A 15,010-nucleotide genomic window follows, 5' to 3' on the forward strand; every position below is an offset into this window, starting at 1 on the left:
AGGGACCGCCCGCTTGTCCAAGCCAGTCGGCCGGACGGCGGTTTCAATGGTCACGCCTACCTCCTCGGTGTCCTGGCACCGGGCCTGCCCCGGCAACCTGACACCCAATCTCCGCCTAAACGCGGGACGTGATCACCACGTGGCGGGACATCTTGGGACGTCCCTGGTACCGTCGAAGACGTCCCTACACGTCCCAAGGGGTGGCGATGCCGAACGAACGTCTGCGTGATGCGCTACTGCGCAACGGCCTGACGTTGGAGCAGGTCGCCAAGGCCGTCGGGGTCGATCAGAAGACCGTCGAGCGCTGGATCACCAAGAACCGGACGCCCTACCCCAAGCACCGGCACAAGATCGCCGCTATGGCCCGCGAGTCAGAGACCTACCTGTGGCCGGACTCGGTCGCTCCGGAGCGCAAGGCCGAGACGGCCGCCGCCGAGCTTGTACAGGTCTTCCCGCACCGCAACGCCGTCCCCGTCGAACTGTGGGACCGGCTGATCAAGGAAGCTTCAGAGACCGTCGAGATCCTGGTCCACGCAGCGCTGTTCCTGGTCGAACGCCCGCGGTTCATCAAGGACCTGATAGCCAAGGCATCGGCCGGCGCTCGAATCCGGCTCGTGTTCGGCGACCCGGAAGGGGATAGCGTCGCCCTGCGCGGCGAGGAAGAGCAGCTGGGCGACGGGACGCTCGCGGCGCGCATCCGCAATGCCCTGGCGTCCTACCGGCCGCTTGTCGGAGTCGACGGTGTGGAGATGCGGTTCCACAACACGACGCTCTACAACTCAATCTTCCGGTTCGACGACGAGATGATCATCAACACGCACGTGTACGGGTTCCAGGGAGCCCACGCCCCATCTCTCCACCTGCGGAGACTCTCCGCCGGGGACCTCTTCGAGACCTACTCGGAGAGCTTCGAATCAGTCTGGAACCTCGCCAAGCCGGCCACCTTCTAGGAGGCAGCATGACCCGAGTCGACTACTACAACGACCCGAACGCACCTAAGGCCAACAGCATCGCGGTAGCGGTCTCGGCGTTCATCCAGGACGACGAAGGCCGAATCTTGATGATCAGGCGCACCGACAATGACCTGTACTCGATCCCGGGTGGCCAACTAGAGCTCGGCGAGACGCTGGCCGAAGCAGCGGTTCGTGAGGTCCGCGAGGAGACCGGCATTGAATGCGAAGTAACAGGGGTTATTGGCCTGTACTCCGATCCGAAGCACGTGATTGCCTACGACGACGGTGAAGTTCGCCAGGAGTTCTCTATTTGCTTTCGTGCCAACGTGATGGGTGGCGATCTGCGTACCAGCAGTGAAAGTAAGGAAGTATTCTGGGTCGACCCTGCCGATTTAGAGAACCTTAATATTCACCGGTCGATTCGATTGCGAATCGAACACGCCTTCTCGATGGATTCTTTACCCTACTTCACCTAAGCGAGGCCGACAGGCAAACGCAGCGCAGTTGCCAAGCGTGCTACTAGTTAAATGCCCGTTGTGCGAATAAGTGGTATCTCTCCTTTAGAGAATGATCGCGATATCGTTTCCGCGATATAGTCGGCCGAGTCGGCAATCTGTCCACTCTTGAGAGTGTTAAACAATGCATATACACGCGCCGGCACCTCCGGAACAATTAGTAGTTCATGAAGGCCGTCCAACTCGTAGTCGGTTACTCTTCGATAGGGAATCATCTGTTGCCCGTCATTCCGAACAGAGAAGTACATTGACGGCATATGCCCTTTCCAGGGAATTAAGCGTGCAGTCTCGTATGAAGAGTATCCATACCAAACGAGCAGCTCTCGCCCCGCCCCATCGGAGATCTTTAAGAACCAGACGTTTCCCTCACGGTCGCCGCCACGAAGGAGTTCGAATGAGGTTCGGTCGATATCGCCGACCTTTTCAACTTTGAGGCGATAGGTAAATAGTGCGGAAGTTAGCTGCTCAATAAAGGCTGCCGTTGCGGACTTCCATGCATCGAAAAGAGAGCTTCCTCGAGCCTTCATCTCGTCAATAAATAGCTGGCGCATGAATTGCGGTTTCTCAACCTGGCGAATGTGCCGCTTCAAGGCAGTTATGAAAACTCCGCAGAACGGGAGGATATCCCCAGCTACATCGCTGAGCGCGAGAGCGTCAAGGTAAGTTCCTCGGTCCGCGTTGTGGCGAACAATAACAGGAGGCAGGCCACTTTGGGTCATAAGCATGTTGACGAGCAGGCGAGCCGTGCGACCATTTCCGTCGTCAAATGGGTGAATGTGAGTCAACCAGGCATGAAGAACTGCCGCACGCAAGATCGGCGGCGTGATATCTAGCGAATTGTTCGACCATGTCACCATGTCAGCCATCAGCCTTGGGACTTCTATTGGATGAGGTGGCTTGTGTTTGGCTTTATGGATCTCGACGTGGCCCGTTCGGTATTTGCCGGCGAAAATCTCTTGCGCAGAGATGATCGCATGGAAAGACCTAATCTCGGACTCGGTAATCCCGCGATAATCACTTGATGAAGCTAGACGTGACGCCAAATCTTTGGCGGCATTCATTCCAATGACGTCAAGTATCTTGCGCTCGGCTGTGATGCTGTCAAGCAACATGCCTTCGCGAACCCTCTGGAGGGCGATTTCAGCGGGCTTTGATTTCAAGATATCGACAGTGGTCCTAAAGTTTGGACCAACCCCTTCAAGGGCGTTTGTTTCGAAGACTTCGCGACTTCGAGTCTGCGTTCGAATATCACGAAGAAGGCCGCGACTTTGCAGGTTCTTTATGACAACGGTTAATCGTCGAGAGATGTCAGCTTGTGCGCCTGTGAGCTTGTCGATTTCTGTCCGAATATCGCAGTCGTCCGAGAAAAGGTAAGGCGTGCCTTCGAGTGCGCCGCGGGGGTCGAATGCCATCGATGATCCTTGACTGGAGAGTGATGGTCGGTCTTATGACAAGGCAATAGACAACGTTGCGCCTCTACCTGCCGAACTTGGCTCTATGGGATCAAGGGCGCGCCGCCGGTGGCGGCGCGCCTGTCGCCTATGTAGCCCCTCGCTTTGGCGGCCGCATCCGCTTCCGACACGGCGGGCTGCCGCTCCGCTTCGCCCGCCGGCCGGGCGGTGCGGCCGCCAGCGGGTCACTCAGCGCAGCGCCGCGCGGCGGCACACGAGTCCCTTGAGCCATCCCGGCCTCCTCGGCGAGCTACGAGCGGTGGTGACAATCGGGTCGCTTGGGAGTCGATCTCTGTTACGCACCGTCGTTGGGGACCTCCATCCCGACGCCTGATCGTGACAACGGCCGGTAGCACCGCGTCAAGACGGGAAAGCGTGTCTTGACCCGGTACCACCGGCCGCGTGGAGGCTTCGTATCGGGATGCAGGGCAGGGTGTGGCTGGGGTCCGCCAGGCCGTCTCCAGGCCGTCAGAGGTCAGAAAGAGGCAAGCACCCGCGAGAACTGATGACAGACAAAACCGCAGCTCAGCGCACCTAAGAGACAGGAACGCCGAGGTCGAGCAGAACCCCGGAGCAGATCATCGCGATCTGGTCGACCAAGTCCGACCTTGGGGACCATCAGGGGACCACACGTCGCGCACGCCGGTGAACGACCAGGCATTTCTAACACGCCAGTTGATCACGTGCACGGGCCCTGAGCTGCGAAAATCCCGACTCCCCCGTCCTGGGGGTCAAGGGGTCGCAGGTTCAAATCCTGTCAGCCCGACGGACAAGCCACGTTTACGCAGGTAAACGTGGCTTTCGTCGTATCCGGGCACCCGACGACCGGCACCCGCTCCCCCGACCACGACCACCCAGACCCACCCCATGGCCTCGAATGCACGACCCACGAACCGGTAAAGTAAGCCGGCCGGTGAGTGGGAGGGGGCCTTCGTGAGCGATGAGGAAACTGCCGACTGGATTCCGCCCGGGGCCGATCTCTCGCGGCCCAGTGCTGCGCGGATCTACGACTACCTGCTCGGCGGGGCGCACAACCTCGCTCCTGACCGGGATGTTGCCCGGAAACTCGAAGCCATCCAGCCGCACGTGGCCGGGGTTGCGCGGCGGAACCGGGCCTTTCTGCGGCGGGTCGTGCGGTTCATGCTCGATCAGGGCGTACGGCAGTTCCTCGACCTCGGCTCCGGTATCCCGACCGTCGGCAACGTCCACGAAGTCGCCCAAGGGGTCGATCCGGAAGCCAAAGTCGTCTACGTCGACTACGAACCCGTTGCCGTCGCGCACAGTGTCATGCTGCTCAAGGACAACCCGCACGCCGAAGCCCTCGAAGCCGATGCCACCGACACCGCCGCCGTCCTGAAGTCCGAACCGGTCAGGAAGCTGCTCGACTTCGAACGGCCCGTCGGGCTGCTCGCCATCACCCTCGGGCACTACCTCCCCGAAGTGCGCGGTGTCTTCGCCGCCTACCGGGACGTCCTGGCGCCGGGGAGCTACCTCGCGCTCACCCACCTCACCAACGACTTCGCCGTCCTGCGCGATCCGCGCGTGGCCGAGACCATGCGCTCGACCCAGGACCACATCTACCCGCGGACGAAAGCCGAAGTGCTCGCCCTCTTCGACGGCTTCGAGCTCGTCGAACCCGGGCTCACCACCTCCGCGAACTGGCGGCCGGACCGGCTGGCCGCCGTCGTCGATCCCGAGGAAGACGGCCTCTACGCCGGGGTGGGCGTCAAGACGCGCCCGTAACGGTCACGCGGACCGGTGCGCAACCTCAGTGGGGGCCCAGGTTCGCACGCAGCCATCCGGCCGCGGTGTGGCGGTCCGGCAGGCCGCCTCCCTGGATCAGCTGGCCGAAACGCCAGCCCACCAGGCTCAACCTCAGATCCTGGCGGCTGTTGCCCCGCATCGCCGGGTCCACCGCGATGCGCCCCAACGGGACCTCCGCCGCCGTCATGTTCAACGTCGCTCCGATGCCCAACGCCGCCAGTGCGTCCTGCCAGGCAGCCACGTCCGCGTCCGTGCAGGCCTGGAACTGGGCCCTGAACGCCGCGATGATCTCGCCGACCTGGCGGTTGACCTCCTTCTCGATCGCCTTGGTGATGCGCCTCTCGCGCTGCTCCTCCGTCTCGCCCTCCGGACCGGCGGCCCAGCGCTCGGCCACGCCCGTGACCACGATGTTCACGAACGCCGCTATCCCGTCCGGGTCCGGGCCCTTCTCGTGGCCGATCGTCAGCCGGAGGGCCACGTCCTGGTCGGACAGGGCCGCCGGGGCCGCCACCATCCGGCGGATCGTGCCGAAGTAGGGGATCTCGCGGGACACCACCGCCGGGGAGTACTGCAGGCCCGTGGCCGTCAGGAAGTGGCCCACCTGGTTCTGGCTCGACGGGTGCGGGTCGCGGAAGCCCGGTCCGTGGGGTGTGCGGTCGCCGGCGAAGCCCGTGTCGCTGAAGTCGATTCCCGTCTGCAGGCCGGGGATCACCAGGTGCTCGGTCACGGCCAGCACCACCGTCAGCCTGCTCTGGACCGTGCCGTCGTCGACGAGCTCGTCGTCGTCGAACAGGCGGGCCAGTGCTTCGAGGTCGGTTGCCGACTCCTGTTTGATCTTCAGGATGCGGGCGCGGTTGTAGATCGACCGCGCGGCCTGGTCGCCCGTCACCGCCCTGAGGACGTTGGCCTTGTCCACCTCGTCCGCCGTCGACCAGCCGCCCGCCAGCTCGGCCGCCATCAGCGACATCAGCTGACGGCCCGGCTCGGTGCGGGCGGCGGCGATCAGCTGCAGGACCGCCAGCCCCCGGACCATCTCCTGCGCGACGTCGTCCTTGTCGCTCGAAGCGAACGACGGCAGCTGGAACACCGCGAGCACCACGCCGTACTGTCCGCCCTGGAACAGCGTGGCGAGCTCGGCCGCGAGCGCCTCCTCCTTGAGGTTCAGCCCGCCCCAGTCCTTGTGGGAGTCGTAGATCTCCTGGGCGGTGCGACGCTGGACGGCCACGATCGGGCCCGCCGCCTTCCGGCCGGCCAGCAGCGCGGCGACCGCCTGGTTGCCCGCTGTCCGCTGCAGGCGCAGGGCCGCTCCGGTGCCGGCTGCCGACGACGGCGGGCCGGTGTCGCGCACCCCGGGGTCGGCGGCGGTCCGTCGAGCGCCACCCGGGTCGTCCGCCGTCCGCCTCGCCCTGACCACGTCGCCAGCATCGACCACCCGGAGGCGCGGTCCCACCCGCGTCCGGGTGACGATCGGGGCAATCCTGCGTGCCCGCCCGGGCAGCGCGGCTTACAGGCGCAGGGACGCGTCGGACAGGAGGAACGCCGACGTCCAGTCCGCCAGCTCCGTCAACCGGGTCGTCAGCTCCTCGATCTCCGCCCACCTGCGGTGCTCGCGTTCCAGGTCCGGCACCAGGAAGTCCTCCACCAGCACCAACAGCGTCGCGATCTCGTAGGCGACGTCGGCCAGCTGCAGGAACGGGCGGTACTCGGTCTCGGTGCCCGTTCCGTGGCGCGCTGCCCAGTCGCGGGCGCCGTGGCCGGCCGTGCGGCACGCCGCCACCAGCGTCCGGCGGAGGTCGGTGCGGCGGGTGCCCGGTTCTCCTTCCGCCAGCGGGGCGACGTTCCAGGCCACCGACAGCAGGCAGCACCCGGCGTCGTCCATCGACTCGTTCATCACCCGACGTACTCTGGGGACCCGCGGGCACAGTCCCGCCGTTCCGACTCGCCGCGTCACCCCATCGTGTGAAGATCCGGCCCGGATCGGGCGAGCATCGGGAGCGACACGAAGTCCGCGAGGGCCTGCTGGCCCGCCGCGTTCGCGTGGATGCCGTCGCCGTTGTCGTAGGCCGGGAGGATGCTGTTCGGCTTCAGCGGGTCCGCCAGCACCGTGTCGAAGTCCACCACGCCCGAACACGTGCCGCCGCAGGTGTTCCAGCGCCCGACGAACAGCGCGATCTCGTGGCGGGCCAGGTTCGCCTGGTCGGAGTAGCCCGGGCGGGGCGTGCTCGGCGTGACGTACACCGCGATGCCGGCCGCCCGCAGCCGCGCGAACACCGCCCGGTAGCTGTCGAGGATCGTCGCCGCGTCGCAGCCGTACGCCAGGTCGTTCGTGCCGTAGTAGTAGATGACCGCCGTGACGCCGTGCAGCGCCAGGACGTCGCGGTCCAGCCGGCTCGACGCGTCCAGGCCCGCCACCGACGGCGGCATCGCCGGGCACGACCGGGCGCTCGTCGTGCCCGAGACGCCGGCGTTCGCCACCGCGAGCGGGACGCCCGAGGCGACCATCCGCCGGGCCAGGTCGTCGGTCCAGCGCCGGTTGGCGCCGGACTCGGTGCAGCCCGGCCCGCAGTTCGTGCTGCCGATGCCGTCGACGACCGAGCTGCCGAACGGGACGACGACACCTCGCAGAGCCGCGTTGTGCACGTCCACGGCGCTGACGACGTACGTCGAGCCCACCGTGCTCGTGAAGGCGTCACCGGCGGCGTCGCCGGTGTGGTCGCCCGAGCCCGGCGGCGTGAGGTAGTTGTCCCGCAGGGCCGCGCCGTGGCGGCCGGGCACCGCCGTGCCCTCGACCGCCATGGTCACCGCCAGGTCGGCGTCCGGCCGCGTCGCGAGCCTGGTCTCGTCGCTCCAGACCTCGCCGCCGGCCGGGATCGTGACGGCGGGACGGCCCGCGAAGGTCAGGTCACGCGTGAAGGAGACCGCGGCGCCGCCCGCGCTCGGCCCGGCCGTGGCGTGCCCGATGGTCAGCGACCCGGTGCCGAAGGTGTTCTGGAACCGGACGCGGACCGCGTCGCCGCCCTGGCCGAGGTGGATGACCATCCGCAGCGACTGACTGGTGACCGGCGCGTCGGCCCGGCCGTCCTGCGACTGCGCCCACGACGTGAACCAGGCGTGCCCGGCCCCGGCTGCGCCCGGCGCAACGAAGACGACCGCCGCGGAAACCACGGCAAGAAGAGCGAATCTGCGCACGGCGCCTCCCGAGTCCACAAAGGACGAACGACGAAGACCTCGCAGCCGATCGTAAGCAGCCGGTCACGGAAGCGACAGGGTTTTGTCCGATCTTGTCAGCGGCGGCGGTTTCCCGTTCGATGGTGGGCATGACCGAACCACGCCTCTTCGGCGAGCCGTACGAAACCCCCGACGGGACCACGGTGATCCCGGTCCACCGGCCGGTCGGGGTGTTCGCGGTCCGCGACGGCCGGGCTCAGTGGGCACCGGCGGTGGACGCCACGCGCGTCGCCCTGCTCGGCGTGGGTGTCGGGCTGGTCGCCGCCACCTTCGCCGGGATCGCCATGGTGCTCCGGCCGCCGTGGCCCGACCTGCGCCGGCGGCGTTAACCCTTCGCCAGGGCCTGGACGCGGCCGATCGGGCCGTTGTAGTAGTTCTGGTCGCCCGGCAGCCCGCCACCCCGGGCGAACTGCCAGATGCTCTGCTTGTCCCAGCCCGCGGGCAGTTCGCCGATCGCCGGGGCGTACCGGGCCAGCCAGAGCGGGTTCGTGCCGCCGAACCGGCCGGTGTTGCCGGTGCACTGCTTCCACCACGCCGTGCTCGTGTAGATCAGCGCGCTGCGCCTGACCTTGGCCAGGTACGTGCGCGTGAAGTCCGCGATCCACGCCGTCATGTCCGCCGGGTTCTTGCCGTAGCAGACGTCGCCGTAGGGGTTGTATTCGATGTCCAGGGCGCCGGGCAGGGTGGTGCCGTCCCCCTGCCAGCCACCGCCGTGGGCGATGAAGTACGCCGCCTGCTCGGCGCCGCCGGAGACGTCGGGACGGGCGAAGTGGTACGCGCCGCGGATGATCCCCGCCGCGTGCGCACCGTCGTACTGCTGGCCGAACTGCGGGTTGACGAACCCGGTGCCCTCGGTCGCCTTGACGTAGCTGAACTTCGCGCCCGCGCCGGCCGCCGCGGGCCAGTCGACCGGGCCCTGGTGCCCGCTGACGTCGTGCCCGAGCGTCTGCCCGGCCAGGTCGTCCCGGGGCGTCCCCTGGACGCCTTCGTGCCGCGCGATCTGCGTGCCCGCGTAGTTCGTGTCCGCCAGGGCGTAGCCGGCTCGGGCCGGTGCCACGACCACCACCGCCGCGAGCGCCGCCAGGGCGGCCGCGCCCGCCAGCCGCTGTCCCGCCACGACCAGGTTCATCCGGGCTCCGATCTCGGGAGGAACAGATCCGGAGTCCATGCTGCCCGCCGTGCCCGATCCCCGCGAGGCGTGTGTCACCCGATGCAGTGATCTTCAGAGTTCGGTGGTGATGATCGCCTCGACGAGCACCTCCCCCGCCGGGGTCAGCTCGACGGCGTCCGGTCCGATGCGGACGAGGCCGCGCGAAGCCAGCGAACGGAACTTGCCCAGCCACGGCTCCGCGAACAGCGACCTTCCCGGGAACCGGGAACGGTGCAGGGAATCCCGCACCGGCTGCAACGTCGTCAGCGCCATCTTGACCGCCCGGGCCTCCTGCGCCTCGGGGGTGAACCGCGTCGCCGACCCCAGCGGGATCCGGCCGGCGAGCACGGTTTCGGTGTAGCGGCGGGAGTTCACGTCGGTGATCGCCTCGGACGCGCGGCAGCTCGAGCTGCCGCCCAGCCCGATCGCCACCTCGGCTTCCTGCTTGTCCTGGTCGACCATGATGGCCTTCCACTTCTCCGGCCCGAGGCCGTCGCGGGCGAAGTACATCGTCGGGTGCTCGGTGTAGCCCGCGGCCCGCAGGCCCTCGGTGAGCAGCTCCCGCATCTGGTACTGCTCGCCGAGCGCGGGCCAGCGGTGGCCGTCGCGCACCAGCTTGTCGCGGTAGGACGGCAGCTGCCACGCCGCCGGCTTCTCGCCGGTGACGCCGGTGCGGGTGTCGCTGTAGGACGCCAGGTGCAGCTTCGTGCAGACCACCGCGGTGACTTCGTTCTCCAGCACGACGTCGAGGTCCCGCCGGACGCTGTCGAGCGTCTGGTCGAGCAGGCCGTACATCAGGTCGATGCTGACCCACTCGAAGCCCAGCGCACGAGCGTTGCGGACGAAGTCGACGCACATCGACGCCGTGTGCTCGCGTCCGCACAGCCGCAGCACGGGGTCGTCGAACGACTGGACCCCGCTGGACAGCTTGGTGCAGCCCAGTTCCCGCAGCAGTTCGAGCTTGGCCGGGGTGAACGTGCTGGGGTCGCCCTCGAACCGGATCGTCGTCGCGGGCGTGAACCCGAAGTTCTCGCGGTAGAACTCCAGCAGCCGCCGGATTTCCGGCTCCGGCAGCAGCGACGGCGTGCCGCCGAAGACGTTGAACTCCCCCACCTCGGCGCCGCGCAGGTTCGGCACGGCGTCGAGCCACAGCTGCGCCTCGGCGATGTTGAGGTCGACCCAGGACTTCGCCTTTTCGTACGCCACCTCGGGACTGCCCTTCACCAGCACCACCGGGTACTGGCAGAACCGGCAGCGGTAGGCGCACGTCGGGATGTAGGACCACAGGTGGATCGGGCCGCCGGACGCGAGCTGCGCGTCGAGGTCGGCCAGGAACTCCGCCGGCGAGCCGGGCACGTTGCCGGGGAACACGTGCGCCCCGAACGGGTCCTCCTGCACGAAGTCCAGCAGGTGCCGGTTCTCCGGCGCTTCGAGGACGTCGAGCACCGCCGGGCGCGGCCACGCGGGGTCGATCGTGTGCAGCGAGCCGATCGCCGCTTCGTAGCTCAGTGTCATCAGAACACCCCTCCGTTGCCGAAGTAGTTGTGGGCCTCGCCCGACTCGCGGTCCTCGCAGTAGTAGCGGACGAACTCCGCGAACCGCTCGGCCGGGACCTCGGCCAGGCAGGGCGGCAACGGCGGCGGGTGCCCGATGTCCTCGCCGACGTGCCGCCGCAGGCAGGCGAACAGCTCGTCGGCGAATTCGAAGTACAGCCGGTAGGACGGTGTCTTGTAGGCGTGGATCGGTGTGAAGTCGACGACGCGCATCTCGTGCCGGATCTCGGCGATCCGCCGCGCCAGCCGGGTGGCCAGATCGGCGCCGAAGAAGGCGATGACGGCGTCGTCCTCCAGCAGGGCCGGGGTCAGCAGTACCGGCAGGATGGTGTTCTTCGGCGTGAAGTCCTTCACGGAGAACTCCCACGCCTGCCCGGCCTCGGCTTCGGACAAATCCGCGGCAACAGGCGGCGCCGACGGCCGGATGTCGCGCATGACGATGATGCCGTCCGAACCGTAGGCCCGGCCGGCGATCACCTCGTCGATGGCGTGGTCGACGCGCCGCGGGTTGATCTCGACGCGCGAGCGCGGCGCGTAGGTGATCGCGTCGCCGCCGCTGGCGACCTTGATCCCGAAGTCCCAGTCGTCGGAGAGGTGGCTGACGAACCTGCCGTCCTGCAGCTGGTAGAAGATCTCGATGCCGCCGGCGCGCTCGTAGGCGTCGCGCTCGACGGCGAAGCCCTTGCCGTCGGGGAAGCCGCCGAAGAGCGCGAAGGTGACCGCGCGGCACCGCAGGGTCCGCTGGATCGCGTCCCACAACCGTGGCCGCCCGGTGAAGTGGCCGGCGTTGTAGTAGTAGTCGCAGACGCCGATCGCGGCCTTGCTCGACTCCATCGCGGCGAACAGCTCGCTCAGCCAGTGCGGGTCGACGCGGCAGTCCGCGTCGGCCGACACGAGGTAGAACCGCTCCCCCGGGTCGGACTCGGGCCGGTTGCGGCTGCGGGCCGCGGCGAAGTCCATCCCCGCCCGCCGCGCGCACGAGACACCTTGCTCCGGCTCGTGGATCACGTGCAGGGCCAGGTCCGGGTGCGCGGCCGCGAAGGCGCGGGCGACGGCCACGGTGTCGTCGGTGGAGTTGTTGTCGACGAGCACCACCTCGTACCGGCTCTTGTCCAGGGGCGCGTCGCCGTCGCGCTGGTCGTGCAGGGTCCGCAGCACCTCCGGCAGGTTCGCGGCTTCGTCGTACACCGGCAGCACGACGCTCAGCCGCGTCGCCGCCCCCATCGGCGGCGGGTACAGCCGGTCGACGAGGTCGTCGACGACCCGCGCGCCGAACCGCGCCTGCCCGAGTTCCGAGTTCACCCGCACCACTTCGGCTCGTTTCCCTTCGTCGGTGATCAGCTCGGCGACTTCACGGGCGAACGCCGCGTCCGGCAGGTCGCGGGCCCGGATGTCCAGCACCGGGGCCCGGAACTTGCCGTAGACGACGTCGTAGAGCTCGTACCCGCTGGTCACGTACGGCGTCCCGGAGGCGATCGCTTCGCTGACCGGATTGCCGTAGCTCTCGTAGTCGTAGGAGGTCAGGAACGACACGACGGTCGCGTGCGCCAGCAGGTCGCGCACGGAGTACCGGCCGGGAACGGCGGTGTCGTACGGGGTCAGCCAGCCGCCGAACACGACGCGTTCGCGCACGCCCAAGCGCGTCGCGAGGTCGACGAGCCGCGCGTGCTCGGTGGGCGTCTCCTCGACGTCGCCGGCGACGAACAGCCACGCGTCCGGCAGCAGCGCGAGCAGGTGCAGGTCCCGGTCGATGCGCTTCTGCGGGATGATCCGGGTGATCCGCGCCAGCAGCGGGACGTCCTCGGGAATGCCGTGGTCGCGCCGGAAACCGGCGTTGCGCTCGTCGATCCGCGCGGGGGCGATGGCGAAGCTGTTGGGCAGGACGTCGATGTTCGCCAGGGCCGGCACCCACTCGCATGTCCGCGCCTTCGCCTGCTCGTGCAGCGCGAAGTAGTGGACGTGCGGGGAGTTGCGCGGCGCGGGGACGCCCGGGTACGGGAACCGGCCGTACTTGGCGATCCCCGGTTCGCTCTGCCACATCAGGTCGTGGTCGCGCCAGAACACGAACCGGCCGAGCCGGTGGCGGGCGCCGTAGCGGCCGATCGCCCGGTACAGCCCTTCGGTGTAGGCGATGTTCTCGGGCAGGGTGCCGTTCTCCACCATCACCATCGTGACGCCGAGGCGTTCCCAGGTGGCCACGATCCGGTCCGCCAGCTCGCCGGCGACCCGGTCGATCTCCGGGCGCAGGGTCCCGTCTCCGCCCTGGACGACGTCACGCAGGACGCGCTCGACGAACCCGCGGTCGTAGCCGCGGATCTCGTCGACGCGTTCGACGCGGTCGAGCGTGACCCACTCCGGCAGCAGCTGGCCTTCGTCGCGGTAGGGCCGGAAGAACGCGCCCTTGTCGGCCTTGATGTCGTACCCGAGGTCCAGGTGGACGCGGTGGCCGCGAGCGGCGAAGCGGCGGGCCGTCTTGAGGAACTCGACCACGACCCCGGACAGCGGCGTGGCGTCGAAGGAGACGCCCCAGAGCACTGACATCGATGTCAAACCCCCGAATCGGCTTGGCCGTCGATCCCAGCGTAAGGGCGGCGGTGTCGAACGGCCGTGTGAACGCTTTCGTGGTTGACCGCCGGCCCCGCAGCCCGCACAGTGACCGCATGAACCGGGCCCTCGGGGTGCTGACCTGCGGCGCCTTCCTCTCGTTCGGGCTCGGGGTCCTCGGGTCCGGGGAACCCGTGCTCGCCCTGGTGCTCGGCGCGGTGTTCGCTTTGCTCGCCACGGCCGGCTTCGCCTGGGTGCGGGGCCGGCCGCTCCGGGGTGCGATCTACGTCGTCGTCCAGCTCCCGCTGGCCTTCGTGCTGTTCACGAAGGACGCCGGGGTCGGGGCGACGCTGTTCCTCGTCGTGCTGGTCAGCCAGTGCGTGCTGCTGCGCCTGCCGCGGCCCGCGATCGCGCTCGTCATCGCCGTGGTCCCGCTCGTGCACCTCGGGATGTCGCTGGGCGAAGGGCTGCGCGAAGGCATCGGCACGTTCATCTCGGTGCTGTTCGCGGCGATCATCACCGAACTGCTGCTGCGGGAACAGCGCTCACGCACCGAACTCGCCGAAGCGCACGCGAAGCTGCGCGACTACGCCGCCCAGGCGGAGCGGCTCGCGACGGCGCAGGAGCGCAACCGCGTCGCCCGCGACATCCACGACGGCCTCGGGCACTCGCTCACCGTCGTCCAGATGCAGGTGAAGGCCGCGCGGGCGGTGCTGCCGACGGATCCGGCGAAGGCCGACGAGGTGCTGGCGAAAGCGCAGGAGCAGGCCGAAACCGCACTGGCCGACGTGCGCCGTTCGGTGCAGGCGTTGCGCGAACCGCGTCCGGTGCCACCTCTGCCGGACGCCCTGAAAGCCCTCGCGGAAACGGCCGGGATCACGGCGCGGCTCACGGTGTCCGGCACCGAACGCCCGCTGCCGGACGAGCGGCGGGAAGCGCTGTTCCGGGCCGCGCAGGAGGGCCTGACGAACGTCCGCAAGCACGCCGTCGCGGACCGCGCGGACGTCGTGCTGGCCTACACCGCCTCGGCCGTCCGCGTGGAGATCCGCGACGAGGGCGCGGGCACCGGCGGCGGCGCGTCGACCGGCTTCGGCCTGGTCGGGCTGCGGGAACGCGCCGAACACCTCGGTGGCACCCTCACCTTCACCTCGGCACCCGGCCGGGGCAGCGCACTGACCATGGAGATCCCCGGATGACGCCGGTCCGCGTCCTGCTGGTCGACGACCAGGCCCTCTTCCGCGAGGCGCTCGCCACCTTGCTGGCCACCCACGACGGCATCGACGTCGCCGGCGAGGCCGGGACCGGCGCCGAAGCCCTCGACCAGGTGGCCGCGCTGACCCCGGACGTTGTCCTGATGGACCTGCGCATGCCGGTCCTCGACGGCGTTTCCGCGACCCGGCGGCTGCGGGTGGCGCACCCGGAGGTGCGGGTCATCGCGCTGACCACCTTCGACGACGACGAAGACGTCTTCGCCGCCCTTCGCGCGGGTGCCGTCGGCTACCTGCTGAAGGACGTCTCGTCGGCGCGCCTGGTGGAGGCGGTGCTGGCCGCGGCCCGCGGGGAGTCGGTGCTGCAGCCGTCGGTCGCGGCCAAGGTGGTGGCGCGGTTCGCGCAGCTGCCGGACACCCCGCGGCCACGGCCCCAGCCGCTGGTCGTGCCGCTGTCGGAGCGCGAACTCGACGTGCTGCGGCTGCTCGCCGACGGCCGCAGCAACCGCGAGATCGCCGCGGCCCTGTTCCTCGCCGAGGGCACGGTCAAGAACCACGTGACGAACGTGCTGGGCAAGCTCGGCGCCCGGGACCGCACCCAGGCCGCGTTGCGCGCGAGGGACCTCGGCCTGCTGTAGACCATG

Annotated in this window: 13 protein-coding genes; 6 read left to right on the forward strand and 7 right to left on the reverse strand. The window is 68.4% G+C overall.

The genetic code is table 11. The annotated features are described in order from the left end of the window. Positions 1–206 precede the first annotated feature (206 nt). Together ABZW17_RS04715 and ABZW17_RS04720 are read left to right on the forward strand one after the other, a co-directional pair. Entirely contained in the window at positions 207–950 is a 744-nt protein-coding gene (locus tag ABZW17_RS04715; protein ID WP_354809636.1) for a DUF5919 domain-containing protein, read from the forward strand. Positions 951–958: 8 nt separating this feature from the next. Further along, on the forward strand, positions 959–1,429 hold the full coding sequence (locus ABZW17_RS04720; RefSeq protein WP_354809637.1) for an NUDIX domain-containing protein: 471 nt from the start codon (positions 959–961) through the stop codon (positions 1,427–1,429). A gap of 47 nt (positions 1,430–1,476) precedes the next feature. Here the strand turns inward: ABZW17_RS04720 and ABZW17_RS04725 are convergent, their stop codons facing one another. Continuing rightward, positions 1,477–2,880, reverse strand: a complete 1,404-nt coding sequence (locus ABZW17_RS04725; protein ID WP_354809639.1) for a Fic family protein — start codon at positions 2,878–2,880, stop codon at positions 1,477–1,479. 972 nt (positions 2,881–3,852) lie between these two features. Here ABZW17_RS04725 and ABZW17_RS04730 point away from each other — a divergent pair. Next, a complete protein-coding gene (locus ABZW17_RS04730) occupies positions 3,853–4,662 on the forward strand; it encodes an SAM-dependent methyltransferase (protein ID WP_354809641.1) in 810 nt (269 codons plus the stop codon). Positions 4,663–4,687: 25 nt separating this feature from the next. On the opposite strand, the gene ABZW17_RS04735 is transcribed toward ABZW17_RS04730, so the two are convergent. The 3 genes from ABZW17_RS04735 to ABZW17_RS04745 all read right to left on the reverse strand — a co-directional run bounded on the left by ABZW17_RS04735 (position 4,688) and on the right by ABZW17_RS04745 (position 7,872). Continuing rightward, a complete protein-coding gene (locus ABZW17_RS04735; RefSeq protein ID WP_354809643.1) occupies positions 4,688–6,097 on the reverse strand; it encodes a hypothetical protein in 1,410 nt (469 codons plus the stop codon). A gap of 90 nt (positions 6,098–6,187) precedes the next feature. Further along, the gene (locus ABZW17_RS04740; protein WP_354809900.1) at positions 6,188–6,574 is read right to left on the reverse strand and encodes a hypothetical protein; all 387 of its coding nucleotides are present in this window, start codon (positions 6,572–6,574) and stop codon (positions 6,188–6,190) included. Positions 6,575–6,630: 56 nt separating this feature from the next. Then, positions 6,631–7,872, reverse strand: coding sequence for a GDSL-type esterase/lipase family protein (locus tag ABZW17_RS04745; protein WP_354809645.1), 1,242 nt, complete (start codon positions 7,870–7,872; stop codon positions 6,631–6,633). A gap of 128 nt (positions 7,873–8,000) precedes the next feature. Here ABZW17_RS04745 and ABZW17_RS04750 point away from each other — a divergent pair, with 128 nt between their 5' ends. Then, on the forward strand, positions 8,001–8,240 hold the full coding sequence (locus ABZW17_RS04750) for a hypothetical protein (RefSeq protein ID WP_354809647.1): 240 nt from the start codon (positions 8,001–8,003) through the stop codon (positions 8,238–8,240). Here ABZW17_RS04750 and ABZW17_RS04755 read toward each other — a convergent pair. The 3 genes from ABZW17_RS04755 to ABZW17_RS04765 all read right to left on the reverse strand — a co-directional run bounded on the left by ABZW17_RS04755 (position 8,237) and on the right by ABZW17_RS04765 (position 13,155). Continuing rightward, positions 8,237–9,040, reverse strand: a complete 804-nt coding sequence (locus tag ABZW17_RS04755; protein WP_354809649.1) for a lysozyme — start codon at positions 9,038–9,040, stop codon at positions 8,237–8,239. The genes ABZW17_RS04750 and ABZW17_RS04755 overlap by 4 nt on opposite strands. Positions 9,041–9,133: 93 nt before the next feature. Then, the gene (locus ABZW17_RS04760) at positions 9,134–10,576 is read right to left on the reverse strand and encodes a radical SAM protein (RefSeq protein ID WP_354809651.1); all 1,443 of its coding nucleotides are present in this window, start codon (positions 10,574–10,576) and stop codon (positions 9,134–9,136) included. After that, positions 10,576–13,155 carry a glycosyltransferase gene (locus ABZW17_RS04765; protein WP_354809653.1) on the reverse strand — a complete coding sequence of 860 codons (2,580 nt, stop codon included), beginning with the start codon at positions 13,153–13,155 and terminating at the stop codon, positions 10,576–10,578. Before ABZW17_RS04765 ends, ABZW17_RS04760 begins: the two co-directional genes overlap by 1 nt. Before the next feature lie 119 nt (positions 13,156–13,274). Here ABZW17_RS04765 and ABZW17_RS04770 point away from each other — a divergent pair, with 119 nt between their 5' ends. Together ABZW17_RS04770 and ABZW17_RS04775 are read left to right on the forward strand one after the other, a co-directional pair. Beyond that, on the forward strand, positions 13,275–14,354 hold the full coding sequence (locus ABZW17_RS04770; RefSeq protein WP_354809655.1) for a sensor histidine kinase: 1,080 nt from the start codon (positions 13,275–13,277) through the stop codon (positions 14,352–14,354). Further along, positions 14,351–15,004, forward strand: coding sequence for a response regulator transcription factor (locus ABZW17_RS04775; protein ID WP_354809657.1), 654 nt, complete (start codon positions 14,351–14,353; stop codon positions 15,002–15,004). The genes ABZW17_RS04770 and ABZW17_RS04775 overlap by 4 nt, the downstream gene beginning before the upstream one ends. The last annotated feature ends 6 nt before the right edge of the window (positions 15,005–15,010 follow it).

Source organism: Amycolatopsis sp. NPDC004625, from assembly GCF_040609695.1.
Lineage (GTDB): Bacteria > Actinomycetota > Actinomycetes > Mycobacteriales > Pseudonocardiaceae > Amycolatopsis.